Origin of the sequence: Novosphingobium profundi, from assembly GCF_018491765.1 — a bacterium.
Taxonomy (GTDB): Bacteria; Pseudomonadota; Alphaproteobacteria; order Sphingomonadales; family Sphingomonadaceae; genus Novosphingobium; species Novosphingobium profundi.
The window spans coordinates 107,362-132,741 of the sequence record NZ_JABWCU010000008.1 but is presented as its reverse complement, the minus strand read 5'-3'; the positions used below and the strand labels follow the sequence as shown (position 1 = coordinate 132,741).

Sequence of the window (25,380 nt, the reverse complement as noted above, 5' to 3'; positions counted from 1 at the left end):
TCAAACACGTTTGACCAGGGAAATCGGGGGTCCTCCTAAGATGAAAAATTCGGTTCGTTTTCTGGCCGGCCTGCTGGCGACGGCCTCGCTCTCGACGATGGCCCACGCGGGCGAAGTCGTCGGCAATGTCTCGGACGCCACGGGCACGCGCGCGCTGCAGTCGGCGACGGTCCGCATCGTCGAGCTCAACCGCAGCGTCGACAGTGCCCGCGACGGCAGCTTCATTTTCGCCGACGTGCCCGCAGGCACCTACACCGTCGAAGTGACTTATGTCGGTGCGGTGGCCGAGACGCGCACGATTACGGTCCCCGAGACCGGCCGCGTCGAGGGCAACTTCGCGCTGTCGGGCATCGGCGGCGACGCCATCCTGGTCATGGGCCAGAGCGCCAACCTTGCCAGCTCGCTCTCGCGCAAGCAGGCGGCCGACGGCGTGTCCGACGTGCTGACCCGCGACGCTGCCGGCGAATTCCCCGACCAGAACGTCGCCGAATCGCTGCGCCGCCTGCCCGGTGTCAACATTCTCAACGACCAGGGCGAGGGGCGCTTCGTCTCGATTCGCGGTCTCAACCCCAACCTCGTCTCGACCTCGCTCAACGGCGTGCGCGTGCCGGCTCCGGAATCGGACGTGCGCCAGGTCGCGCTCGATGTGATCAGCTCGGACACGATCGAATCGATCGAGGTCAAGAAGTCGCTCACCCCCGACATGGACGGCGATGCCATCGGCGGTTCGGTCGAAATCCACACCACCAGCGCCTTCGACCGCAAGAAGGACTACTACTCGGTCAAGGCCGAGGGCAGCTACAACCAGTACGACGGTTCGATCACCCCCAAGGGCAGCCTCGACTTCTCCAAGCGCATCGGGGACGATTTCGGCGTCGCGGGCTCGGTCAGCTACTACAAGCGCAAGTTCGAGACCGACAACGTCGAATCCGACCCCTGGACGACGACCGACGACGGCACCGCCTATAGCGAAAACATCGAATACCGCGACTACGACGTCGAGCGCACGCGCATCAACGCCTCGCTCAACTTCGACTGGCGCGCGAGCGACACCACCACGGTCTACCTCAAGGGCAACTGGTCGCAGTTCGACGACCAGGAATACCGCCGCCGCACGACCTTCAACTTCGAGGACGCCAGCGACATCACCGCGACCGATACCGGCGTCGCGATCTCGGACACCGACGGCACGATCGAGGTGACGCGCGACCTCAAGGACCGCTTCGAGCGCCAGCGCATCCGCACCGTCGCGCTGGGTGGTGATACCGACACCGGCACCTGGAAGTTCAACTGGCTCGCCAGCTACGCCAAGTCGAGCGAGGAGGAGCACGGCTCGATCGACCCGATCGCGTTCCGCAGCAAGTTCGAGGACGACGGCGTCGCCATGAACTGGGACTACTCGGACGTGCGCGTGCCCAGGTACACGCTCACCGGCGGCGAGGACCTCGTCAACGATGCGAGCAACTACACGCTCAACAAGGTCGAGGTGACCACGCATTCGGACAGCCAGGACGAGGAATACGCGCTCAAGGCCGACCTCGCGCGCACGTTCGCGATGTCGGGCGGCGACCTCAGCCTCCAGGTCGGCGCCAAGCAGCGCTGGCGCGACAAGTCCTATGACCTGACCCAGACCGACTACGCCAAGGACAAGACGCTGACGATGGCCGACTACCTCGGCTCGCAGACCTACCGCCTCGACGGCATCGACCTGGGGCCGGTGCTGGCCAAGTCGGCGGGTGTGAATTTCATGTCCGATTACGCCGACAGCCTGGTGATCGACGAGGACGGCACGCTGATCGACTCGGCCGCCAGCGACTACACCGCCAGCGAGGACATCACTTCGGCCTACGCCCTGGCGCGCTGGGATAGCGACACGCTGCGGGTCATCGGCGGCGTGCGCATGGAGCACACCCGCAACGATCTCACCGGCAACCTCTACAACGAGGACACGCTGGAGGTGAGCCCGGTCGAGTACACGCGCAGCTACACCAACTGGCTGCCCAGCCTCACGCTGCGCTGGAACAACCTGGAAGGCAATCTCGTCACGCGCCTTGCCGGCTACAAGAGCCTGATGCGCCCCAACCTTTCCGACATGGCGCCGCGCCTCTCGGTCAACGAGGACAACGAGGCCGAGTTCGGCAACCCCTATCTCAAGCCCTACCAGGCCTGGAACCTCGACTTCGGCGTCGAATACTACTTCACCGGCAACGGCGCGGTGACCTTCGGGGCCTTCTACAAGAAGGTCGATGACTTCATCGTCACGCGTTACTACACCGACGCCTTCTCCTCGGTGACGGGGGCGACCTACGACGAACTGCGCATTGCCGAGAACGGCGGTTCGGCGGACATCGCGGGCTTCGAGGTCGGCTACAGCCAGGCCTACACGATGCTGCCGGCGCCCTTCGACGGGCTGCTGACCCAGGTGAACTATACGTATTCCTACTCGAGCGGCACGGTCTACGACACCGATGGCGCGGCCTACCAGACCTCGCTTCCCTCGAACGCGCGCAACACGTTCAACGTGGTGCTGGGCTACGACAAGGGCCCGATCGACCTGCGGCTTGCCGGCACCTACCGCGACAAGTACCTCGACGAGCTGGGCGACAGCCAGGAAGAAGACCGCTGGGTGGACAACCATTTCCAGCTCGATTTCTCGGCCAAGCTCGACATTCTCGAGGGCGTGAAGCTGACTTTCGACGTGATCAACATCAACAACGCCAAGTACTATGCCTATGAAAACTATGCCGGCGCCAAGCGCCTGCTGCAGTTCGAGAAGTACGGCCCGACCTTCAAGGCCGGCGTGAAGGCGAACTTCTGATGGACATGCGTTTCACGAAGATCGCCGGTCTCGTGAAGCAGGGGTCGGGAGCGTTGCTCCCGGCCTTTCTGCTTGCCGGCTGTGCGACTACGGCGGTGGCGCCCAAGGCCTACCTTCCCGCCACCGACGTGCCCGCGCTTGCCGAGACGCAGCCGGTGGGAACGGCCAACGCCGATGCCGCCGACGACCCGGCGATCTGGCGCAACGGCGCCAATCCCGCGGCCAGTCTGATCGTCGGGACCGACAAGAAGGCGGGGCTTTACGTCTACGGCCTCGATGGCAAGGTGCGTGACTTTGTCGCGGCGGGGCGCCTCAACAACGTCGACTTGCGCGAGGTTGCGCTGGCCGACGGGTCGCGCCGCGTGCTGGTGGCGGCGAGCGACCGCACCGACGAAGCCGAACCCAAAATTGCGCTGTTCTGGCTCGACACCGCCACGGGCAAGCTGGCGACGATCGCCACCGTCCCGTTCCTGCGTGCGGGGCACCGGCCGCTGGAGGCCTATGGCTTCTGCATGGGCGCGCCGCTGGCATCCGATGAACTGGCACGCGCCTATGTCGTCATGAAGGATGGCAGCGTGATCGAGAGCGCGCTTGCATCTGAAGGCAGCGGACTGCGCGCGCGCGAGGCACGCGAGGTCAAGGTTGCGACGCAGGCCGAGGGCTGCGTCGTCGACGATGCGACGCACACGCTCTACCTGGCCGAGGAAGACGTCGGCATCTGGCGCGTGCCGCTGGCCGATGCGGCGCTTGCCGCCGTTCCTTTCGCCAAGGTCGGCGCGGCCGATGGGCTCGTCGACGACGTCGAGGGCCTTGCCGTGGCGCGCGGAACGGATGGCGGGGCGGACGGGAAGGCCTGGCTGGTGGCCTCGAGCCAGGGCGACAACGCCTATGCCCTTTTCGCCTTGCCCGAGGGCCGCTTTGCCGGACGCTTCCGGATCAACGGCGGCGCGATCGATGGCACCAGCGACACCGACGGCATCGAAGTCGCGCTCGGCGACTTCGGGCCGCAGTTCCCCGGCGGCCTGTTCATCGCGCAGGATGGCGACAACGCGCCCGAGGCGCAGAACTTCAAGCTCTTGTCCTGGGATTCGATCCGCACCGCGCTCGGCCTCGACTGATCCGGTGCAACTGTGCGCGACGGGAAGCGAGAACCTTGCCCGCCGTCGCGCGCACGCATCTTACGGCCTGTTTTCGCGGCGTGAATTGCGATAGACAGGCGCACATGACGAGGCTTGACGACCGGCACCGATTCGCGCGCCGTGCCGCGCTGTGCGCGGTGCTGAGCCTTTCTGTACCTTTTGCCATGGCACCGGCCCGGGCCGACGTTCTCGAGGTGGGCCGTAAGGGGGCGCAATGGGTGGCCGGTGGCCCCGCCACCGCGACGGGGCCTTTCGAGCCGCAGCCGGTGGGCGGCAGCGCCGACGTCCTCGCGATCGGCGCGGACGGCATCTTGGACGATGCCGAGATGGTCGGCGACGTGCCGGTCTCGGTGCACCAGTCTTCGCTGACGCTCGCGGCGGACACCGCAGGTCCGGCGCGCTGGCGCCAGCGCGTGGCGCAGCTCGCGGCCAAGTACGACATCAGCCCAGCGCTGCTCGAGGCGGTGGTCTGGCAGGAAAGCCGCTGGAACGAGCGTGCGCTTTCACCGGCCGGCGCGCGCGGCCTTGCCCAGCTCATGCCCGGCACCGCGCGCACCATGGGGGTCGATCCCGACGATCCGCAGGCCAATCTCGAGGGCGGTGCGCGCTATCTGCGCCAGCAGCTCGATGCCTTTGGCGGCGATATCGAGAAGGCGCTCGCGGCCTATAACGCGGGGCCGCGGCGCGTGCTTCAGGCGGGCGGCATTCCCAATATCCGCGAGACCCAGGCCTATGTCGCCGCGATCATGGCGCGGCTGAGCGATCCGGTCCGCCAGTAATCGGCAAATCGCATTGCGCGGTGCATGGCGCTTCGCCGTGCCGGCTGGTAGGGGCGCAGCGCCTTACCCATCCCGAAATGCAAGAAAGAGACTGGCGATGATCGAGCCCGGCCCCCTGTTCAAGGACAACCTCAACCAGCTTCCCTCGATCGAGGGCGTGGCGCGCGTCGACTTCCTCGACGCGGACGGTGCGGTCGTCGACAGCATTCCCCACGCGCCCGGCAAGCTGGGGTCGCTGGCGGTCTACCAGTACCTCCAGCAGGTCTTCGGCGGGCTCGACGCGAAGGCGGCCGAACATGGCCTCGCCGTCTTTGCCGAGCACGTCCCCGACGCGCGCGCCAACCCGGGCGCGCACCCCAATGTCGATCGCCTTCTGGACATTGCCGCCGGTGCCCCCGCGCTTCGCATCGCGGTCGTTACGGCCTGATTCGCGGCCGGGTGCAGCCATGAAAAAGGGGCGCCATCCCTAAGGATCGGCGCCCCTTTTTGGGTTTGGGCCTTGGTTGGCCGGATCAGCCCAGGAGGCGCTGGGCCATTGCGCGCACGTCGGCGCCCATGTCGGGACGGTCGAGCGCGATCGCGAGCGTGGCCTCGACGAAGCCGAGCTTCGAGCCGCAGTCGAAACGCTGGCCCTCGAAGGTGACCGCATGGAAGGGCTGGGTGTCGATCAGCTTGGCCATCGAATCGGTCAGCTGGATCTCGCCGCCTGCGCCCTTGCCCTGGCTCGCGAGCAGATCCATGATCTCGGGCTGGAGGATGTAGCGACCCGAGACGATCTTGTTCGAGGGGGCGTCCTCGACCTTGGGCTTTTCGACCAGGCCCTTCACTTGCGTCAGGTTTCCGTTGACCGCGCCCGGCTTGATCACGCCGTAGCTCGAAACCTCGTTTTCGGGCACTTCGAGCACCGAGACCAGGTTGCCGCCCACTTCGTTGTAGGCCTCGATCATCTGCGCCATGCAGCCGGGCGAGCCGTACATGAGTTCGTCGGGAAGGAAGATCGCGAAGGGCTCGTTGCCGGTCACGGCGCGCGCGCACCACACGGCATGGCCCAGGCCCAGGGGAACCTGCTGGCGCACGGTGACGAGATTGCCGGGATTCATCCGGGTCGATTCAAGCGGTTCGAGCGACTTGCCGCGCCCGCTCATCGTCGCCTCGAGCTCGAAGGCCGTATCGAAATGCTCAACAATAGCGGTCTTGCCGCGCCCGGTGACGAAGACAAACTCCTCGATTCCGGCCTCGCGCGCCTCATCGACGGCGTATTGAATAAGTGGCCTGTCGACGATCGGAAGCAATTCCTTGGGAATGGCCTTGGTCGCAGGAAGAAAACGGGTCCCCAGTCCGGCCACGGGAAAGACGGCAATGCGGACGGGTTTGCGAAAATTGTTTTCAGTCATGGACCTTGACGTAACCTCCGGATGTTGCACTGCGATTAAAGCGGGTTCATCGCTGCAGCGCAACCAGACGCTTCCACAAACACATGAGCTTGCGACAGGTTGCCCGCTTGCTGCGACGGCAAATCCCGCTAAATGACAGGCCATGGACAAGATCGTTATCGAGGGCGGCAAGCGCCTTTCCGGCACCATTCCCGTTTCGGGCGCCAAGAACGCGGCACTCACCCTGCTGCCCTGCGCGCTGCTCACCGAGGAACCGCTGACGCTGCGCAACCTGCCGCGGCTTGCGGACATCGACGGGTTCCAGCACCTGATGAACCAGTTCGGGATCTCGACCGCGATCGCCGGTTCGCGGCCCGAGGACTTCGGCCGGGTGATGACGCTCCAGGCGACGCGCATCACCAGCACGGTCGCGCCCTACGACCTGGTGCGCAAGATGCGCGCCTCGATCCTCGTGCTCGGGCCGATGCTTGCGCGCATGGGCGAGGCGACCGTCTCGCTGCCCGGCGGCTGCGCGATCGGCAACCGCCCGATCGACCTGCACCTCAAAGTGCTCGAGGCGCTCGGCGCGCAGATCGAGATGGCGGCGGGTTACGTCAAGGCGGTCGCGCCCGACGGCGGGCTTCCCGGCGGGCGCTTCTCCTTCCCGGTCGTCTCGGTCGGCGCGACCGAGAACGCGCTGATGACCGCGGTGCTGTGCAACGGCACCTCGCACCTCCACAACGCCGCGCGCGAGCCCGAGATCGTCGATTTGTGCAACCTGCTCGTCGCGATGGGCGGGCAGATCGAGGGCATCGGCACCTCGGACCTCACCATCCACGGCGTGCCGCGCCTCCACGGGGCGACCTACATGGTCATGCCCGATCGCATCGAGGCGGGCTCCTATGCCTGCGCTGCGGCGATCACCGGGGGTGACGTGATGCTCAAGGGCGCGCGCATCGAGGACATGGAAGCGACCGTGCAGGCGCTGCGCGATGCGGGCGTGCTCGTCGAGGAGCGCCCGGGCGGCCTCTACGTCGCGGCCGAGGGCAAGCTGCGCCCGGTGACGCTCTCGACCGCGCCGTTCCCTGGCTTCGCGACCGACATGCAGGCCCAGCTCATGGCGCTTTTGTGCAAGGCGGAAGGCTCCTCGGTGCTGACCGAGACGATCTTCGAGAATCGCTACATGCACGTGCCCGAGCTCAACCGCATGGGTGCGCGGATCGAGACCAAGGGACGCACCGCGATCGTCCATGGTGTCGACAAGATGCACGGGGCCGAAGTCATGGCGACCGACCTGCGCGCCTCGATGAGCCTGGTCATTGCCGGCCTCGCCGCCGAGGGCGAGACGCGGGTGCACCGCCTCTACCATCTCGACCGCGGCTACGAGCGTCTGGAAGAAAAGCTCGCTCTGCTCGGCGCGCAGATCGAACGTATCGGCGGGGACTGAGGAACCCAAGGCGCCTCTCGCGCATTCCCTTCCCGAGTGAGCGAACATGTTCGAGAGGAGATGTGACGATGGGTCTGATGCGAATGGCCGTTCTGGGAGCTGCGGGCTACGCGCTCTACAAGTACACCCAGAAGGAGAAGGCCGAGACCGCGCCGATACGTGACGCGGGTCCCGCGAACATGCGATCGGCGCCCAAGTCGTGGTCGAAGACCGACGAGGCGCTTGACGAGACCTTCCCGGCCAGCGACGCCGTGGCGAACTACTGACACCGGCGTCGGTCCTGATTTGAAGAGTTGTACCCGAGGGGCGGAGCCGCAAGGTTTCCGCCCCTTCCCGTTGGGCGCTGCGCCGCGGAGTAGGGGTCAGGCGTCGAGCGTGGTGACCGAACTTGCGAAGCGCAGCATCAGCCAGACCCGGATCGCGCTGGCAAGGCCGGGCGGGGCCGGGGCTTGCGCACGTTCGAGGTCGATCCGCGCGACGAGCGCGTTGATCGGCAGGCGCTCTTCCTCGGCGGCCGAGACGAGCGCGTCCCAGAACACCGGTTCGAGGCTGATCGAGGTCTTGTGCCCGGCAATCTCGACCGAGCGCTTGACCGGGGGATGATAGGGCGAGGTCACGAGGACCACCTTAGGCGCGGGTGTGCCAAACCCCAACGAAAATCCCCTGCAAGGCCGCGGCCTTGCAGGGGATGCGTGGTTTTCGGGCCTGCGGTCCGCCCGATCAGTACATGTGCTGGCCGCCGTTGATCGAGAGCGTCGATCCCGTGACGAACTCGGCGTTCTCCGAGCACAGGAAAGCGACGCCGCGTGCGATCTCGTAGGCATGGCCGAGGCGGCCGACGGGGATCTTGGCGACGATCTTCTCGAGCACCGGGGCGGGCACGGCGGCGACCATCTCGGTGTCGATGTAACCGGGCGCGATGGCATTGACGGTCACGCCGAACTTGGCGCCCTCCTGGGCGAGCGCCTTGGTGAAACCGTGGATGCCCGACTTGGCGGCGGCGTAGTTGACCTGGCCGTACTGACCGGCCTGGCCGTTGATCGAGCCGATGTTGACGATGCGCCCCCACTTGCGCTCGCGCATGCCGGGGAAAGTCGCCTTGGCCATGTTGAAGCAACCGCCCAGATTGATGCGCATGACCTCGTTCCAGTCCTCGAAGGTCATCTTGTGCAGCACGCCGTCGCGCGTGATGCCGGCGTTGTTGACGACGATGTCGACGGGGCCGATGTCCTGCGCCACTTGCGCCACGCCCGCGAGCGTCGCCTCGTGGTCGCCCACGTCCCACTTGTAGGCGGGGATCCCGGTCTTTTCCGTAAAGGCCTTGGCCTTTTCATCGTTGCCGCCGTAATTCGCGACAACCGTGTGGCCTCTGTCTTTCAGAGCCAGTGAAATGGCTTCTCCGATCCCCCTAGTGCCGCCTGTAACAATCGCAACGCGTGCCATATTCAGCCTTTCGCTTTCGTGTGCATCCACCAAGCACAGTGCTAAGAAAGGAATATGAAAGCGGCAAGCTCAGCTTGGCATTATTTGCAACCGGATCGGCCAATACTGGGTGCGAGAAATGCAAGTGGGCTTGCGCGGCGCTGAAGCCGTGCACGATTGTGGTGAGCCCGATGGATCAGAAGCGGAACTGGGTGCCCACGTAAACCGCCTGGCTGTCCTGGCGCCCGTCGGTGAGCGGCTGGAGGCGCTCGCGATCCTGATAGTAGCGCACGCCCGCCGTCACGTTCAGGTTCTTGGCCACGCGGTAGGCGCCGCCGAGGTCGACCTCGCCCTCGTCGCCCGCGAAAGTGCGCGGCGCACGGCCGGTGGCGTGCTTTTCGTCGATCGAGATGCGCGGGGTGAAGCGCGGTTCGCGCGAATCGGCGGTGCCCGGTGACAGGCTGTACGATTTGAGGTCGGGCAGGGCGGCAAGGCTGCGCTTTTCCGGCTGCTTGACGAGATCCTGCGCGAAGTTCTGGTAGCCGCGCGAAACCCCCAGGCTGAACGAGGTCGAGGCGATCTGCGGGCTGGCGGGGCGCGGCGCTTCGTCGGCCGGGGCGAGATAGCGCCCGCGCACGATGATCGCCTTGGCCGCCACCGGATCGTCGCGCACGACGACGAGCACCGAACGTTCGGGGCGGTTCGGAGTACCGGCGGGCGTAAACGGGAATCCGCCGTCCTTGGCCAATGAGCGCATCGCCACGGCGCGGGTGAAATTGGCCGTCTCGGTGCGCGAATCGAACGAGCCGAGCTTCTCGGCGTTGGCGGCATCGGTGCGGAAAGTGGTCGTGAAGGCCATGACCGCGCTTGGCAGGGCAAGCAGGCTCACCGAACCGGCGAGCAGGGCTCCGGCTCGCACTCCTCCGCGCGAAGCGGTCGACATGGTCGTTTCAGCGTTCTCGTGCATGCTCTCTCGTGGCGTCACGTCTCTCTGGCATCTCGACTGGCAGGACGGTCCTTAACACAGCCTGTGCGCCATGGCTTAGCACATCGCAGGCCTGCAAGGGAATTGGAGATCGCAAGGCGGTTCGGCAAGGCCCTTCCGCACGAGTTCGAAGGTGGCGGGTGAACGCGCGTTCATCGCCGGTTTAGTCGGAGCAGGGTTAACAGCGCAGGCGGGTGGTGCGCCCTGCCTTCGTGCAGGCCCGGCCGATCGATCGCTTCGATCGATCGCTCCGATCAATCGCAAGGGCGCTCTTGCTCCGAGGCAATGGCGGTTATAGAGGCATTTCTTCACGTCGGGGACTGCGGGGCCTGCTTTTGGCCGATCCCTGCCGACACAGATCAGGAACTGGGAACTAAAATGACAGGCACCACTGAATTCGGCCTTCTCGCCCCGCGCAAAGTGGCAAGCGTCGCGGTTTGCGTCGTGGCGGCTCTGGCGCTGGCCGGGTGTGGCGGCAAGAAGCCGGACGTCGCGTCGGCCGCGATCGCGCCTTCGCACGTCACCACCATCGGCGTGAACAGCTACCTGTGGCGCGCCAGCCTCGACTCGCTCTCGTTCATGCCGCTGCTCCAGTCGGACAGCGCCGGCGGCGTTCTGATCACCGACTGGTACGTGAACCCCGACAAGCCGAGCGAACGCATGAAGGTCTCGGTGACGATCCTCGACCAGGACCTGCGCGCCGACGCGCTGCGCGTCTCGGCCGCGCGCCAGGTGCTCCAGAACGGCGAATGGGTCGGTGCGCCGGTCCAGGCCGCGACCGTGCAGAAGCTCGAGAACGTGATCCTCACCCGGGCGCGCGACTTGCGCCGCGATTCGGTCACCGGCTGATCGCGCGGGCATCCGCCCTGATCTTTTTTCCGGCCTCCTTTGGGGGCCGTTCCTGACGTGATAGCGCGAGGGCCGCAGTGGTCCTCGCAGGAGACCAGACTGAAATGACCGAGCGGTTCGACCCGGCGCAGGCGGATGTCCGCTGGCAGGCGGCATGGGACGAAGCCCAGTGCTTCAAGGCGGACGACACCTCGACGAAGCCGCGCAGCTACGTCCTGGAAATGTTCCCCTATCCCTCGGGCCGCATCCACATCGGTCACGTGCGCAACTACACGATGGGCGACGTGCTCGCGCGTTACAAGCGCATGCGCGGCCACGAAGTGCTCCACCCGATGGGCTGGGACGCTTTCGGCATGCCCGCCGAGAACGCGGCTATGGAAAAGGGCGTGCACCCGGGCGGCTGGACGCGCGACAACATCGCCAACATGAAGGCGCAGTTGAAGCGCCTCGGCTTCGCGCTCGACTGGAGCCGTGAACTGGCGACCTGCGAGCCCGAATACTACGGCCATGAGCAGGCGCTGTTCCTCGACATGTACGCCCACGGCCTCGTCACCCGCAAGGAATCGGCGGTGAACTGGGACCCGGTCGACATGACCGTGCTCGCCAACGAGCAGGTCATCGACGGGCGTGGCTGGCGTTCGGGCGCGCTGGTCGAGAAGCGCAAATTGAACCAGTGGTTCCTCAAGATCACCGACTTCGCCGACGAACTGCTCGAGGGCCTGGGCGATCTCGACAAGTGGCCCGAAAAGGTCCGCACGATGCAGGAGAACTGGATCGGCAAGAGCCAAGGCCTGCAGTTCCGCTTCGAGCTCTCGGATGGCGGCTCGGTTGAAGTCTACTCGACCCGTCCCGACACGATCTTCGGCGCGAGCTTCGTTGCCGTCGCGGCCGATCATCCGATCGCGCAAGGGGTGGCCAAGGACAATGTCGCGGCGCAGGACTTCATCGCCGAGTGCAAGCGCGGCGGCACCACCGCGGCCGAACTCGAGACCGCCGAGAAGCTGGGTTTTGATACCGGCATCACCGCGAAGCACCCCTTCACCGGGGCCCAGATCCCCGTGTTCATCGCCAACTTCGTGCTGATGGATTACGGCACCGGTGCGGTCATGGCCGTCCCCGGTCACGACCAGCGCGACTTCGAGTTCGCGACCAAGTACGAGCTCCCGATCCTGCGCGTCGTCGCGGTCAGCGCCGACGAGGCCGACAAGCCTTTCGCGGGTGAGGCGGAAGCGGGTGACGGTGTGCTCGTCCACTCCGATTTCCTGAACGGCATGTCGGTCGCCGAGGCCAAGGCCGAAGTCGTCAAGCGCGCCCAGGACGGCGGCTGGGGCGAGGGCAAGACGGTGTGGCGCCTGCGCGACTGGGGCATCTCGCGCCAGCGCTACTGGGGTACGCCGATCCCGTTCATCCACTGCGAGGTCTGCGGCGTGGTGCCGGTGCCCAAGAAGCACCTGCCCGTCACGCTCCCCGAGGACGTCGATTTCAAGACCCCGGGCAACCCGCTGGAACGGCACCCGACCTGGAAGCACGTCGACTGCCCGCAGTGCGGCCACGCGGCGCGCCGCGAAACCGACACGCTCGATACTTTCGCCGATTCGTCCTGGTACTTCCTGCGCTTTGCCAGCCAGCCCGGCGACAAGCCCTTCGACAAGGAAGCCATCGCGAAATGGCTTCCGGTCGAGCAGTACATCGGCGGCATCGAGCACGCGATCCTGCACTTGCTCTACGCCCGCTTCTGGACGCGCGCGCTGGCCCGCATCGGCCTCATCGACGTCAAGGAGCCCTTCGCCAGCCTGTTCACGCAAGGCATGGTCACGCACGAGGTCTACTCGCGCAAGGAAGGCGGACGCGACGTCTTCTTCGCCCCTTCCGAGATCACCCGCACCGCCGATGGCGCGACGCTCAAGGCCGACGGTTCGGCCATCGAGGTCGGCAAGGTCATCAAGATGTCGAAGTCGAAGAAGAACGTGGTCGATCCTGACGAGATCGTCGCGACCTACGGCGCCGACGCGATCCGCTGGTTCATGCTCTCCGACAGCCCGCCCGAGCGCGACCTGCCCTGGTCCGAGGCCGGCATCGAGGGCTGCGCGCGCTTCGTCCAGCGCCTGTGGAGGCTCTTTGCCCAGTTCGACGCCGCCGCTGAAGGTGAAGACAAGGCGCTCGATCGCAAGCTGCACCAGACCATCGCGGCGGTTGCCGAGGACATCGAGGCGCTCGGCTTCAACAAGGCCGTTGCGCGCATCTATGAACTGACCGGCGCGATCGAGAAGGCCAAGCCTTCGGCGAGCCGTTCCACCGCGATCCGCGAACTGCTGCTGCTCATCGCTCCGATGATGCCGCACTTGGCCGAAGAGGCCTACTCCGCGTTCGGCCAGGGGCTCGTCGCCGAGGCGCTCTGGCCCGAGGTCGACCCGGCGCTGCTGGTCGAGGACGAGGTCACCATTGCGGTCCAGGTCAAGGGCAAGCTGCGCGACACGCTGACAGTCGCCAAGGGGCTGTCGAAGGACGACCTCGAGGCGCTTGCGCTGGCCAGCGAGAAAGTCCAGCGTGCGATCGATGGTGCTGAAATTCGCAAGGTAATCGTTGTGCCCGATCGTCTGGTCAATATCGTCGCGTGAGGCCGCTCCACGCTCTTGGTGCCGCCGTTGCGCTGACGCTCGCGCTCGGCGGCTGTGGCCTTCAGCCGATGTACGCGGGCGGTGGCAGCGGCGCGGTGGCGCGCGGCCTGTCGGACATCCAGGTCTCCGCGATCCAGGGTCGGGCCGGTTGGCTGGTGCGCAATGCGCTCGTCGACAAGATCGGCGAGACGCCTGCGGGTGCGAGCCCGCGCTACCGTCTCGACGTGCGGCTCGATGACCAGCTCGAAGCCTATGCGCTGCTCTCGGACGACACCACCGGGCGTGAACGGCGCACCTTGCGCGCGCGCTACCAGCTCGTCGACCTTTCGAGCGGGGCGGTTGTGGTCGACGCGACCGCGGGGTCGGATGCGGGGATCGACGTGGTCTCGTCCGATTACGCGACGATCGCGGCCGAGCAGACCGCGCTCGAAAATCTCGCCAAGGACGTCGCGAGCCGCATCGTCACCAATCTTGCGCTGCGCATCCGCGACCAAGAGCGTCCGTAAGGTCTCGTGAAGGCCACCCAGAAGGATTTCGCCTCGGTCGCGGCACGGGTGGCACGTGAGGTGCGGCTGTTCTTCTTCTGCGGTCCGGACGAATCGGGGGCCAGCGACGCGGCGGCGCGAATCGTCGCGCTGCTAGAGGATCCGGGCGAGCGAATCGAGATGAGCGGGGCCGAGCTGCGCCGTGATCCGGTCCGGCTCGGCGACGAGGCGCGTTCGACTTCGCTGTTCGGGGACGCGCGCCACATCTATGTGCGGGCGCAAGGCGACGAGGCCCACGACGCCGTCCAGACTCTGCTCGAGAACGACGTCGAGGGCTGCCCGGTTCTGATCGTGGCCAATGGCGCCACCGACAAATCGCGCACGGCCAAGCTCCTTGCCGGGCGCGGGGATGCGCTGGTGGCGATGTTCTATCCGCCCGACCTTGCCTCGGTCACCGCGACGGTGCGCACGCTTGCCAACGGGGCTGGCCTGAAAATGGGCAGCGACGTCGCCGAGCGTATTGCACGCGGGGCCGGACTCGACACCCGCCTTGCGCGCTCCGAGGTCGAAAAGCTCGCGCTCTATCTCGACGCCGCGCCCGAGACGCCGAGGCCCGTCGCGATGGCCGCGCTCGACGAGATCGGCGCATCGACGGAGGACGATGCCTTCGCTCCACTGGTCGACACGATCCTTGGGGGCAAGCGCGAGATGCTGGCCGCGGAGCTCAAGCGCATGCACGATCTGCAGATCAATCCGGTCGGCCTGCTTTTGGCGCTCGAACGCCGCGCTGCACAATTGGCCGCCTTGAATGCACAGCTTGGCCATAGTTCTGATATTGCAGGTTTACTTGAAGCCGAGGCAAAGGCGCGCCGGGTCTTCTGGAAGGACAAGCCAGCACTTGCGCAACAGCTGCGAATCTGGCGTGGAGCACGGCTCGACCGGCTAGTTGCGCGTCTTGTTGCACTGCATCAATTATTGCTCGGGAACAGTTCCGACTCTGAGTTGTTGTTGGCCGATGGATTGCTAAGGATAGCCAGAATTGCGGTCGGCTCGACGAAACAACGCACAAATAGAACAGTCTAGAGTTTTTCGATTGCTTGAGGCTCATCAGCGGGACTATACGTACCGCGTTGCAGCATTTCGGTCTGCGAATGAATTCGCGGAAAGGGAGGCGGAGTGAAGCTGGCTATCGGGAGTGCCCTAGCAATGAATGCGCCCTTTGCTCCGCGTGCGGTGCTTGGTGACGTCGATGGTCTTGTTGCAACCCCGGTTGCTCCGTCGCTCGAGCGGCGGCGGCTGCAATGTTATCTCGGATTAATTCTGGGCGATATCTTCGCCATTTCTGTCGGATTCGCTGTAATCGGGTGGTTGGTCAACGCACGCCACGCCTTGCCGCTGGCCGTCGTGCACAGCCAGTTGATCCTCCCGATCTTCCTGACCCTGGCGCTCTACAATGGCAGCTATTCGATCAAGACGCTGCACAATGCCTGGAGCGGGATTGCGCGCGCGCTCGTCGCGATGACCATCGCCGTGGCGGTGACGGTCTTCTTCGAATTCCTGATCCGTCCGACCGGAGAAATGCCGCGCGCCGCGTTCCTGGTCGGCTCGATCGCGGCGATGCTGCTGATCTGTATCGTGCGCGTTCAGATGCGGCATCTCGTGCGCTGGCGTTGCGGGGCGAGGGTGCTCAACGAACTGGTGATCGACGACGGTGGCCCGAAAGTGGACCTGCCCGGCGCGATCCGTGTTTCGTCGACCGCGATGGGGCTGCGGCCCGATCTCAAGGATCCCGATGCGCTTGACCGGTTCGGGCTTGTCCTGCGCAACATCGACCGCGTGATCGTGAGTTGTCCGGTCGGCCGCCGGGCTGAGTGGGCGATGATGCTCAAGGGCGCCAACGTCGATGGCGAAGTGCTCGACGAAGTCGTCGTGCGCCTCGGCGCACAAGGCGCGCGCGTGCTGGGCAACCAGGGCCTCTTGCTCGTCTCGGCGGGGCCGTTGGGCCTGCGTGAGCGCGCGATCAAGCGCATGTTCGACCTGGCCTTCGCGGGGAGCGCGATCTTCGCGCTCTCGCCGCTCCTGATTGTCGTCGCGCTCGCGGTGAAATTCTACGACGGCGGTTCGGTGTTCTTCGTCCAGCGCCGGATGGGGCGCGGAAATCGCTTTTTCAACATGTACAAGTTTCGGTCGATGACCGAGGCCATGTGCGATGCCAATGGCAACCAGTCGGCCTCGAAGAACGACCAGCGCATCACCCCGATCGGCCGTTTCATCCGCAAGACCAGCATCGACGAGCTGCCCCAGCTCTTCAACGTGCTGCTCGGTGACATGAGCCTGGTCGGCCCGCGCCCGCACGCCACCGGCTCGCTCGCCGGCGACAAGCTGTTCTGGGAAGTCGACTTGCGCTACTGGCAGCGCCACAGCCTGAAGCCGGGTCTTTCGGGCCTTGCGCAAGTGCGCGGCTATCGCGGCGCGACCGACCGCGAGGCCGATCTCATCAATCGCCTTCAGTCCGACCTCGAGTATCTCGAAGGCTGGACGATCATGCGCGACATCCAGATCATCTTCCTGACCTTGCGCGTGCTGGTGCACGACCGGGCCTTCTAGGCCGCTCATCCCGGTATCCGACACGAAAAAGGGGCCCCGCGTCGGGGCCCCTTTTTCGTGTCGGAACTCGTGTCGGTCCGGCGGACGGCGCGCGCGCCGTCGCCGGGCGCTCAGTTCGACTGCTTGGGTACGTTGAAGGTGCCCTGCACGCGCCCGCCCGAGGCCGAGGAGACGCCGGTGTTGAGGTCGACGACGAAGCGTCCGCCGTGCAGCGTGTCGGTGTTGCCGCGCTTGAGCGAGGCGTTGCCGACCATCGTGATGATGCGCTTGTTGAAGTCGTAGACGGCGACGTCACCGGTCGCCACCTGGTCGGCCTGCGTCACCCGCACCCCGCCCGTGGCGGTGATGCGCTGGACCTGCATGCGCTGGGTATTGGTGAAGTTGACCACCGTGCGCGCGGCGGTCAGGCGCAGGCCGTCCTGCTTGATGTCGACATTGCCGGTCAGCACGACGCGGTCCTGCTTGTCCTGCAGCTCGATCTTGTCGGCGGCAAAATCGACGGGTGCGTTGGAATTGTGCCCCGAGAGCGTCTGTGCGCCGATCTGCTGGGTGGCGATGAGGGCCCCGGTCCCGATCACCGCGCCGGCGAGTGCCGCGCGCAGGAATGGGCTGCGCCCGAAAACCGATCGCAGGGCCGTTCGGGGAAGGCGGCTCAGGGACGTCATTGCGGTATCTCCAGCTTGCTGCCGGGGGTCATCCGCAGCTTGGCATTGCCTTCAAGGGTTACGGTGCGCGCGTCGAGATCGGCCTGCATGGTGTCGGCCTTGAAGGTCCCGCTCGGAACCCGGCCTTCGACGCCGCCCGAGCCCTGCGCGGTCTTGGATCCGATGTCGACCGCGACGTTGTTGGCGGTCATGTGATAGCCGTCGCTGGCCGAGAAATCGACGGGTCCGTCGACGTCGAGCAGGTCGCGGTTGTAGTTGTAGCGGCCGCGCGGAGCGACGATCTTGCCCGGCCCGTCGCTCAGCGCGATCTGGGCGGCGAGATCGAACATCTCGACGATCGGAGTCGCGGCCGATTCCTGCACCGCCGTGCCCGCCGTCACCGTGAAGTCGCGGCCCTTGTCGTCGCGCCCGCGATAGGCGGCGTCGTTCACCGCGATACGGTTGTCGGTGACGTCGACCTTGTTGCGGTCGAGCAGGAAGCTGACTTCGCCGCGGGGGCCGAGCGGCATGAGGATCATCACCGCGGCGACGAGCCCGATCGCCGCCGGAAGCGCCTTCGAGAGGAAGGACACCATCCGGTCGTGCGAACCGCCCGGCGCGGCAAGGTGCCGGCGGCGGTTGCGGATCTGTCTGGCTTCCTCAGACATAGGCTCGTCTTAAATCCTGCGGGGTCAGCCCTTGCGGGATCAGGCCGCTTCGTGGCTGAAAATATCGTGGTCGGGCCACCCGGCGAGATCGAGTCGGGCGCGGGCGGGAAGGAAATCGAAGCAGGCCTGCGCGATTTCGGTGCGGCCCTCGCGGGCGAGGCGCTCGACGAGGATCGTGTGCATCGCGTGCAGATGGCGCACGTCGGAGGCGGCGTAGTCCTTCTGCGCGTCGCTGAGTTCGGGGGCACCCCAGTCGCTCGACTGCTGCTGCTTGGAGACTTCCTTGCCCAGCAGTTCGCGCACGAGGTCCTTGAGGCCGTGGCGGTCGGTGTAGGTGCGCACCAGCTTGCTGGCGATCTTGGTGCAGAACACAGGCTCTGCCATCACGCCCATGTAGTGTTCCATGGCGGCGAGGTCGAAGCGCGCGAAGTGGTAGAGCTTGAGCCGCGCGGGGTCGGCCAGCACGGCCTTGAGGTTGGGCGCGGCGTAGTCGCTGCCCGGCGCGAAGCGCACGAGGTGCTCGTCGCCCCCGCCATCGGAGATCTGGACGACGCAGAGGCGATCGCGGCGGGTGATCAGGCCCATCGTTTCCGTGTCAACGGCAACGGGCCCCGGCGCGAGGACGCCTGCGGGAAGATCTTCTTCGTGGAGATAGACAGCCATGGTCCGAAAGTGCTTAGGGATTGCCGCCCGGTTGCGCAATGGGCGCAAGGCCGGCTTGCTGTCCGGCGCGGAGGAAATTTGCGATGAGCGGAAACGAGGCAACACTGGCCGGTACGGCAGCGTCCGGATCGCCGACCGGATCGCCGACCGGATCGGTGCAGGGCGGCGCGCGGGACCTTTTTGGTGCTTGCCCCCAGAGCTGGCGCACCGCGCTTGCCCCTGCCTTGCAAAGCCCCGAGGCGCAGCGGCTCGGTGCCTGGCTCGACGCCGAAGCGGCGGCGGGCAAGGTGATCTACCCGGCACGTGGCGACTGGTTGCGTGCCTTCGAACTGACCCCGCTCGATGCGGTCAGGGTCGTGATCCTGGGCCAGGACCCCTATCACGGTCCGGGGCAGGCGCATGGGCTTGCCTTCTCGGTGCAGGAGGGCGTGCGCGTGCCGCCGTCGCTGGCCAACATCTACAAGGAACTGGCGCGCGAGGGCGTCGTGCGCCCGCCCGCGCAGGGTAGTCTCGAAGCCTGGGCGCGTCAGGGGGGGCTCCTGCTCAACAACGCGCTTACGGTCGAGGAGGGCCGGGCCGGGTCGCACCAGAAGCGGGGCTGGGAGGCGATCACCGACGCGGCGGTCGCCGCCGTCGCGGCACGGTCGGAACCCTGCGTCTTCCTGCTCTGGGGCGCGCACGCGCAGAAGAAGGCGATGCGCGTTCCGGGGCTGCTGCAGGGGCCGCATCTCGTGCTCGAGGCGCCGCATCCCAGCCCGCTCTCGGCACACCGCGGGTTCCTGGGGTGCGGGCATTTCAGCCGGGCCAACGCCTTCCTCGAAAAGCACGGGCGCGGCGCCATCGATTGGTAAAAGCGATCACTGTGACCGGAAACGGGGTGGGAACCGGTCCGGGGGGCGGGCGCGTTGTGCCGGTATAGTGCAATCGCCGAGAGGACCCCAAGATGGCCGACAAGCCCACCCTGACGACCAGCGCCGGTGCACCGGTACCTTCCAACGAACATTCGCTGACCGCAGGCAGGCGCGGCCCGGTCCTGATGCAGGACTACCAACTGCTCGAGAAGCTCGCGCACCAGAACCGCGAACGCATCCCCGAGCGCACCGTCCACGCCAAGGGTTGGGGTCTGCAGGGCACGTTCACGGTGACCAAGGACATTTCCAGGTACACTTGCGCCAAGATCTTCTCCGAAGTCGGCAAGCAGACCGAGGTGCTCTCGCGCTGGTCGACCGTCGCGGGCGAGGCGGGTGCGGCGGACGCCGAGCGCGACGTGCGCGGCTTCTCCCTCAAGTTCTACACCGAGGACGGCAACTGGGACATGGTCGGCAACAACACGCCGGTGTTCTTCGTGCGCGATGCCTACAAGTTCCCCGATTTCATCCACACGCAGAAGCGCCACCCGCGCACGAACCTGCGCAGCCCCGAGGCGATGTTCGACTTCTGGGCCGCGCAGCCCGAATCGGTCCACCAGGTCACGATCCTGATGTCCGACCGGGGCATTCCCAAGAACCCGATGCACATGAACGGCTACGGCAGCCATACGTTCTCGATGTGGAACGCGGCCGGGGAGCGGTTCTGGGTCAAGTTCCACTTCAAGACCCAGCAGGGCCACAAGTTCTATACGAACGAAGAGGCCGAAAAGCTGATCGGCAAGACCCGCGAGAGCTACCAGGAAGACCTCTATAACGCGGTCGAGAAGGGCGAATTCCCCAAGTGGACGCTGTTCATTCAGGTTATGCCCGAGGAGGACGCGCTCACGACGCCCTACAATCCCTTCGACCTCACCAAGGTCTGGCCGCATGGCGACTATCCGCTGATCGAGGTCGGCGTGCTGGAAATGAACCGGAACCCGGACAACTATTTTCAGATGATCGAGAACGCGGCGTTCAGCCCGTCCAACGTGGTGCCGGGCATCTCGTTTTCGCCCGACAAGATGCTCCAGGCCCGGGTGTTCTCCTATGCCGACGCGCACCGCTATCGCCTGGGCACGCACTACGAGGCGCTGCCCGCCAACGCACCCAAGGCCGCCCAGGTGAATCATTACCACAAGGACGGCGCGATGCGCTTCTTCACCAACGACTTCGGCAACGCGGACGCCTATTACGAGCCCAACCAGTACGGGGGGCCGGTTGCCGACGCGGGCGTGCAGGAGCCGCCGATGAAGATCGACGGCGACATGAACCGCTACGGCAACGCGCAGGAAGTCGACGACTACACGCAGCCGCGCGCACTCTACGAACTGATGGAGGCCGACGAGAAGGCGCGGCTCTATGCGAACTATGCCGCCGCGATGGGACCCTGTTCGCAAGGGGTCAAGGAGCGCTGGTTCGCCGTGCTGGAAAAGGTCCACCCCGATTATGCAGCGGGCGTGCGCAAGGCGGTCGCCGACATGGACAGCGACGTCAACGCGGTGCCGATCACCTCGGAGACCGCGACCGATGCCGAGGACGTGAACACCGCGCCCGATACGGTTCCCGCGCACTCCGAATAAGCGGCAGGATTTCGTCGTCCGCAGCTCCGGGCGGACGCAAAGGCGCGCAGCTTGTCCTTGGACGGGCTGCGCGTTTTCGCGTGGAGTGCTGCGGGATCAGGCGGCAGCGCTGACCGGCGCGGCGTCGCCGCCGCGGCCCGCCACGCTGGTGCGACGCAGTGGTTCGCCTTGTCCGGCAATGTCGGGACGGGCCTCGCGAATGCGGGTGCGGAAGGAGGACATCATCTCGGTAAGCGTGCGCGCCTCGTTCTCGAGGGTGCGCGTGGCGGCGGTGGTCTCCTCGACCATGGCGGCGTTCTGCTGGGTCATGCGGTCCATGTCGCCGACCGAGGTGTTGACCTGTTCGAGATCGCTCGACTGCTGGCGCGAGGACTGCGCCATGCTGGCGATGAGGCTGTGGAGGGCGCTGACCTGGGCGACGATGTCCTCGAGCTTGCGCCCGGTCTCGCCGACGAGCTGGACGCCCTTGTCGACCTGGGTCGTGCTCTTGGTGATCAGTTCCTTGATGTCGTGCGCGGCCTCGGCCGAGCGCTGCGCGAGCGCGCGCACCTCGGTGGCGACGACCGCGAAGCCCTTGCCTGCCTCGCCCGCGCGCGCCGCCTCGACCCCGGCGTTGAGTGCGAGCAGGTTGGTCTGGAAGGCGATGCCGTCGATCACGTCGATGATCGAGGAAATTTCCTGGGCCGAGGCCTCGATCGCGGCCATCGCGCCGACCGCCTCGCGCACGACCTCGCCACCCTGGCTGGCCTGGCCGTGGGCCTTGTCGATCGCGTCCTGCGCCTCGCTCGCGGTCCCCGCCGCGTCGCGTATGCGGCCGGTAACCTGCGCCATCGCGGCGGCGGTCTCCTCGAGGCTTGCCGCCTGCTGCTGGTTGCGCAAGGCGAGGTCGTCGGCGCCGGCGCGAATTTCGCTGATCGCGTTCATCACGCTGGCCGCGCCCACGCGCACCGTGCCCATCACCCGGCACAGCGCGGTGACCGCCTCGTTGAAATTGCCGCGCAGCGTCTCGTAGCTTGGCGGGAAGGGCTCGACGATGCGGTATTCGAGGTCCTTGGTGGCGAGCTTGTGCAGGCCGGTCGAGACCGCCTCGACCACGCGCTTCTGCGCAGCGTCGGCTGCGGCCTTTTCCATTCCCGCCTGCCGGAACACTTCCATCGAGCGCGCCATGGTGCCGAATTCGTCGCGCCGCTCTATGCCTTCGATCGGGCTGTCGAATTCGCCCGCGGCGAGGTGGCCGAACGTGCGGCTGGCCCGCTCGAGCGGGGTGACGACCGCGGACTGGATCCGGCGCGTTGCCCACAGGATCGCGCCCGTGAGGACGACCGCGATCAGTGCGCTGGCGAGCAGGCAGGCGAAAGTGATCCAATCATCCACGCGCACCGCCTGATCGGTGAAGGCGCGCGAGAGCGCCACCAGCTTGAGCACTTCGGCGCGCTGGCGTTGGTAGACCGGGATGATCTCGCGGTCGTGGATCCAGTACATGGCATCGCGGTCGCGGTTCTTCGCCGCGCGGGCGAACTTGCCGTCGACGATGCGCCAGAACTGGTCGGCGATGTGGATGACCCGATCGAGCTGGCCCGCGATTTGCGGGGGCACGGGATTTTCGGACCAGTAGGCCTTGCGCTGGCGGTACTCGGCTTCGAGCCGGGCCAGATTTTCCAGTTTGAAAGGGGCGCTTCCCGGGTTTTCGGTGGCCATCACGGTTTCGAGATAGGGCTCGATCACGAAGGCGGGCGGGGGCAGGATGTCGGCGAGCATCTCGTTCTGCAATGCGTGCTTGCGTTCGATCGGTCCGCCGAAGCGGATCGTGTAGAGCACGAAGCCGGTCAGGAGCACCGCAAGCGCGACGAGTGCGGTCAGCAGGCGGCCTGCCTTCTGGGTCTGGTCCTTGATCATCGTCCCTGTCGCCGCTCCTGCGCTCGCCCCGATCTCGATTGCACCTTGCGATGGACTAACCGACCAGGGTGAAGTGCGGATCAAGCCAGGACTAGGAGTCTTCCCGGAGTTCCGCGTCGCATTCGGCAGCCGCGCCGTAAACGCGTGAATTCGGATGAATCATGTTTAGGATCAACTACTTGATGGAATGCCGGGGCGCTCGTGAACGGCCTTTGGCCATTCCGCGGCGATCCGGGGGCGCGGGAAAAATCGGCTTCTTTCAATTTGTGATGTTGTATCGTGACATGCTCCGCGCTATCGGGGAGCCACACCAGCCCAACCGGCCAACAATCCACCCCAACGATCAAGGTGCATAAAATGAGGGTCCGACTTCTTGCGGGCAGCGCCAGTCTTGCGCTGCTCCTCCCCGCCGCGGCCATGGCCCAGACGGCCGAATCGAACGCGAAGGTTGCCAAGACGGGTGACTATCACGCGCAGCCCTCGGGCGAGATCATCGTCACCGGCGCGCTGCCGACGCGCCGCCAGGACATGCTCTCGAGCGTGGCGGTCATCCAGGACGAGCAGCTGACCCAGGCGCTGCGCCCCTCGATCGGCGAGACGCTGCAGCACGAACCGGGCGTTTCGGCGACCTCGTTCGGCCCGAGCGCGTCGCGCCCGGTCCTGCGCGGCCTGCAGGGTGAGCGCGTGCGCGTGCTTACCAACGGTATCGGCTCGATCGACGTCTCGAACACCTCGGTCGACCATGCCGTGGTGGTCAACCCGCTGCTCGCCGAGCGCATCGAGGTCCTGCGCGGGCCCCAGTCGCTGCTCTATGGTTCCTCGGCGATCGGCGGCGTCGTCAACATCATCGACAAGCGCATCCCGACCAAGGTCCCGGAAGAGGCCTTCCACGCCGATGCGCTTGCCAGCTACGGCTCGGCGGCGGACGAACGCTCGGTAGCCGGCTCGGTCGACGTGCCGCTCTCGAAGAACTGGGTGGCGCACGCCGACGGCAGCTACATGAAGAGCGACGACATGCGCATCGGCGGCTATGCGATGACCTCGGCGCTGCGCGCGCAAGCGCTGGCGACCGACGCTGCGGGCGGCTCGGACGACGAGATCGACTTTGCCGCCAACGCCAACCAGAAGGGCAAGCTGGCCAATTCGGCCGCGAAGACCTGGACCGCGGGCGCGGGCCTCGCCTATATCGGGGATGGCGGCAGCTTCGGCGTCGCCTATAGCCACTACGACAGCCTTTACGGCGTTCCCATCCGCTACGCCACGCAGGAAGGCGAGGAGCAGGAAGCGCCCCGCCTCAGCCTCGTGCAGGATCGCCTCGATGCGCGCGCCGACATCGATGCGAACGGCAGCGTGATCGACAAGATCTCGATGCGCATGGGCTATGCCACCTATCACCACTTCGAGCTCGAGGAAGACGGCTCGGTGGGCACGGCCTTCTACAACAAGGGCATGGAGGGCCGCCTCGAACTGACCCAGACCCAGCACGGGGCCTGGCGCGGGGTGACCGGCATGCAGCTCTTCACCCGTGACTTCAACGTGGTGGGTGATGAGGCCTTCCTGCCCAAGAATTCGACCACCCAGGTCGGCTTCTTCACCTTGCAGCAGCTCGACTACGGCGCGCTCAAGTTCGAGGCGGGCGGGCGTTACGAGCACTCGGCGCTCACCTCGCTTCCGCTCGACGACCAGGACTTCTACCGCGGCACCAAGACCTTCGACGCCTTCTCGGGATCGCTCGGCGCGTCCTACGGGTTCAGCGACAATTGGCGGCTGGGCTTCAACCTCGCGCGCACCGAGCGTGCGCCCGCGGCCGAGGAACTCTTCGCCGACGGCCCGCACGCCGGCACCGAGGCCTACGAGATCGGCAACCCCGACTTCCAGCTCGAGAAGTCGTGGGGCGTAGAGGCGATCCTGCGCGGATCGGGCACGAACTACACCTTCGAGGCCTCGGCCTACCACACCTGGTTCTCGAACTTCATCTACGATGACCAGACCGGCGCGGTCGAGGACGGCCTGCCCGTCTACCAGACATACCAGGCCGACGCGCGCTACTATGGCTTCGAGGCGCAGGGGTCGCTGACCCTGGCCGAGATCGGGACGACCAAGATCGTTGCCGACGCGCTGGGCGACTATGTCCATGCGACGATCGAGGACGTGGGCCCGGCACCGCGCATTCCCCCCTTGCGCGTGCTCGGCGGCGTGGGCGTCCAGACGCCCAAGTTCGACGTGCGCGGCGAAGTCGAGCACGCCTGGGCGCAGGAGCGCACCAGCGAGTACGAAACCCGCACGCCCGCCTACACCCTCGTCAACGCCGAAGTGAACGTGCGTCCCTGGGGCGACACCCGTCCCCTGAGCTTCGCGCTCTCGGCGAACAACATCTTCGACGTCGTCGCCCGCCGCGCGACCTCCTACCTCAAGGACTACGCCCCCCTCTCGGGCCGCGACATCCGCTTGACCGCCAAGGTCAGCTTCTGACAGGTCCGCCAAGGACCGGAGGCGGAT

The 25,380-nt window shown here is 66.2% G+C and carries 22 protein-coding genes; 14 read left to right on the top strand and 8 right to left on the bottom strand.

What is annotated here, in order from left to right:
• Window positions 1-40 precede the first annotated feature (40 nt).
• The 4 genes from HT136_RS10390 to HT136_RS10375 all read left to right on the top strand — a co-directional run bounded on the left by HT136_RS10390 (window position 41) and on the right by HT136_RS10375 (window position 5,163).
• Window positions 41-2,818 (top strand): TonB-dependent receptor, encoded by a 2,778-nt coding sequence (locus tag HT136_RS10390; RefSeq protein ID WP_214199696.1) that lies wholly within the window; start codon window positions 41-43, stop codon window positions 2,816-2,818.
• A complete protein-coding gene (locus tag HT136_RS10385) occupies window positions 2,818-3,936 on the top strand; it encodes a phytase (protein ID WP_425516891.1) in 1,119 nt (372 codons plus the stop codon). The genes HT136_RS10390 and HT136_RS10385 overlap by 1 nt, the downstream gene beginning before the upstream one ends.
• 104 nt (window positions 3,937-4,040) lie before the next feature.
• A complete protein-coding gene (locus HT136_RS10380; protein WP_425516890.1) occupies window positions 4,041-4,736 on the top strand; it encodes a lytic transglycosylase domain-containing protein in 696 nt (231 codons plus the stop codon).
• 97 nt (window positions 4,737-4,833) lie between these two features.
• A complete protein-coding gene (locus HT136_RS10375; protein ID WP_214199695.1) occupies window positions 4,834-5,163 on the top strand; it encodes a DUF2322 family protein in 330 nt (109 codons plus the stop codon).
• 85 nt (window positions 5,164-5,248) lie between these two features.
• On the opposite strand, the gene HT136_RS10370 is transcribed toward HT136_RS10375, so the two are convergent.
• Window positions 5,249-6,130, bottom strand: coding sequence for a UTP--glucose-1-phosphate uridylyltransferase (locus tag HT136_RS10370; protein ID WP_214199694.1), 882 nt, complete (start codon window positions 6,128-6,130; stop codon window positions 5,249-5,251).
• A 142-nt stretch (window positions 6,131-6,272) separates the two neighbouring features.
• Here HT136_RS10370 and murA point away from each other — a divergent pair, with 142 nt between their 5' ends.
• Both murA and HT136_RS10360 read left to right on the top strand, forming a co-directional pair.
• Window positions 6,273-7,556: a UDP-N-acetylglucosamine 1-carboxyvinyltransferase gene (gene murA, locus HT136_RS10365; protein WP_214199693.1), complete on the top strand. Its 1,284-nt coding sequence runs from the start codon at window positions 6,273-6,275 to the stop codon at window positions 7,554-7,556.
• Window positions 7,557-7,624: 68 nt separating this feature from the next.
• Window positions 7,625-7,822, top strand: coding sequence for a hypothetical protein (locus HT136_RS10360; RefSeq protein ID WP_214199692.1), 198 nt, complete (start codon window positions 7,625-7,627; stop codon window positions 7,820-7,822).
• Window positions 7,823-7,918: 96 nt separating this feature from the next.
• On the opposite strand, the gene HT136_RS10355 is transcribed toward HT136_RS10360, so the two are convergent.
• The 3 genes from HT136_RS10355 to HT136_RS10345 all read right to left on the bottom strand — a co-directional run bounded on the left by HT136_RS10355 (window position 7,919) and on the right by HT136_RS10345 (window position 9,945).
• The gene (locus HT136_RS10355; protein ID WP_214199691.1) at window positions 7,919-8,173 is read right to left on the bottom strand and encodes a ribbon-helix-helix domain-containing protein; all 255 of its coding nucleotides are present in this window, start codon (window positions 8,171-8,173) and stop codon (window positions 7,919-7,921) included.
• A 103-nt stretch (window positions 8,174-8,276) separates the two neighbouring features.
• The gene (phbB, locus tag HT136_RS10350; RefSeq protein WP_214199690.1) at window positions 8,277-8,999 is read right to left on the bottom strand and encodes an acetoacetyl-CoA reductase; all 723 of its coding nucleotides are present in this window, start codon (window positions 8,997-8,999) and stop codon (window positions 8,277-8,279) included.
• Window positions 9,000-9,174: 175 nt separating this feature from the next.
• On the bottom strand, window positions 9,175-9,945 hold the full coding sequence (locus tag HT136_RS10345; protein WP_246543577.1) for a hypothetical protein: 771 nt from the start codon (window positions 9,943-9,945) through the stop codon (window positions 9,175-9,177).
• Between the two features lie 396 nt (window positions 9,946-10,341).
• Here HT136_RS10345 and HT136_RS10340 point away from each other — a divergent pair, with 396 nt between their 5' ends.
• The 5 genes from HT136_RS10340 (at window position 10,342) to HT136_RS10320 (ending at window position 16,522) form a co-directional block, all read left to right on the top strand.
• Entirely contained in the window at window positions 10,342-10,812 is a 471-nt protein-coding gene (locus tag HT136_RS10340) for a DUF3576 domain-containing protein (RefSeq protein WP_214199689.1), read from the top strand.
• A gap of 104 nt (window positions 10,813-10,916) precedes the next feature.
• The gene (leuS, locus tag HT136_RS10335; RefSeq protein ID WP_214199688.1) at window positions 10,917-13,430 is read left to right on the top strand and encodes a leucine--tRNA ligase; all 2,514 of its coding nucleotides are present in this window, start codon (window positions 10,917-10,919) and stop codon (window positions 13,428-13,430) included.
• Window positions 13,427-13,936, top strand: a complete 510-nt coding sequence (lptE, locus tag HT136_RS10330; protein WP_343222160.1) for an LPS assembly lipoprotein LptE — start codon at window positions 13,427-13,429, stop codon at window positions 13,934-13,936. Before leuS ends, lptE begins: the two co-directional genes overlap by 4 nt.
• A gap of 6 nt (window positions 13,937-13,942) precedes the next feature.
• On the top strand, window positions 13,943-14,998 hold the full coding sequence (holA, locus tag HT136_RS10325) for a DNA polymerase III subunit delta (RefSeq protein WP_214199687.1): 1,056 nt from the start codon (window positions 13,943-13,945) through the stop codon (window positions 14,996-14,998).
• A 123-nt stretch (window positions 14,999-15,121) separates the two neighbouring features.
• On the top strand, window positions 15,122-16,522 hold the full coding sequence (locus HT136_RS10320) for a sugar transferase (RefSeq protein WP_214199686.1): 1,401 nt from the start codon (window positions 15,122-15,124) through the stop codon (window positions 16,520-16,522).
• Between the two features lie 110 nt (window positions 16,523-16,632).
• Here the strand turns inward: HT136_RS10320 and HT136_RS10315 are convergent, their stop codons facing one another.
• The 3 genes from HT136_RS10315 to HT136_RS10305 are packed head-to-tail and all read right to left on the bottom strand — an operon-like array spanning window position 16,633 to window position 18,497.
• The gene (locus HT136_RS10315; RefSeq protein WP_214199685.1) at window positions 16,633-17,187 is read right to left on the bottom strand and encodes an LptA/OstA family protein; all 555 of its coding nucleotides are present in this window, start codon (window positions 17,185-17,187) and stop codon (window positions 16,633-16,635) included.
• Window positions 17,184-17,834 carry an LPS export ABC transporter periplasmic protein LptC gene (locus tag HT136_RS10310; RefSeq protein ID WP_214199684.1) on the bottom strand — a complete coding sequence of 217 codons (651 nt, stop codon included), beginning with the start codon at window positions 17,832-17,834 and terminating at the stop codon, window positions 17,184-17,186. The genes HT136_RS10315 and HT136_RS10310 overlap by 4 nt, the downstream gene beginning before the upstream one ends.
• Window positions 17,835-17,873: 39 nt before the next feature.
• Window positions 17,874-18,497: a ribonuclease D gene (locus HT136_RS10305; RefSeq protein ID WP_214199683.1), complete on the bottom strand. Its 624-nt coding sequence runs from the start codon at window positions 18,495-18,497 to the stop codon at window positions 17,874-17,876.
• Between the two features lie 83 nt (window positions 18,498-18,580).
• Between HT136_RS10305 and HT136_RS10300 the strand changes: the two genes are divergently transcribed.
• Both HT136_RS10300 and HT136_RS10295 read left to right on the top strand, forming a co-directional pair.
• A complete protein-coding gene (locus tag HT136_RS10300; protein WP_214199682.1) occupies window positions 18,581-19,348 on the top strand; it encodes a uracil-DNA glycosylase in 768 nt (255 codons plus the stop codon).
• Between the two features lie 92 nt (window positions 19,349-19,440).
• The gene (locus HT136_RS10295; protein ID WP_214199681.1) at window positions 19,441-20,985 is read left to right on the top strand and encodes a catalase; all 1,545 of its coding nucleotides are present in this window, start codon (window positions 19,441-19,443) and stop codon (window positions 20,983-20,985) included.
• Between the two features lie 96 nt (window positions 20,986-21,081).
• Here HT136_RS10295 and HT136_RS10290 read toward each other — a convergent pair whose 3' ends face one another.
• Window positions 21,082-22,881, bottom strand: coding sequence for a methyl-accepting chemotaxis protein (locus HT136_RS10290; RefSeq protein ID WP_214199680.1), 1,800 nt, complete (start codon window positions 22,879-22,881; stop codon window positions 21,082-21,084).
• Between the two features lie 357 nt (window positions 22,882-23,238).
• Between HT136_RS10290 and HT136_RS10285 the strand changes: the two genes are divergently transcribed.
• Window positions 23,239-25,353: a TonB-dependent receptor gene (locus tag HT136_RS10285; RefSeq protein WP_214199679.1), complete on the top strand. Its 2,115-nt coding sequence runs from the start codon at window positions 23,239-23,241 to the stop codon at window positions 25,351-25,353.
• Window positions 25,354-25,380 lie beyond the last annotated feature (27 nt).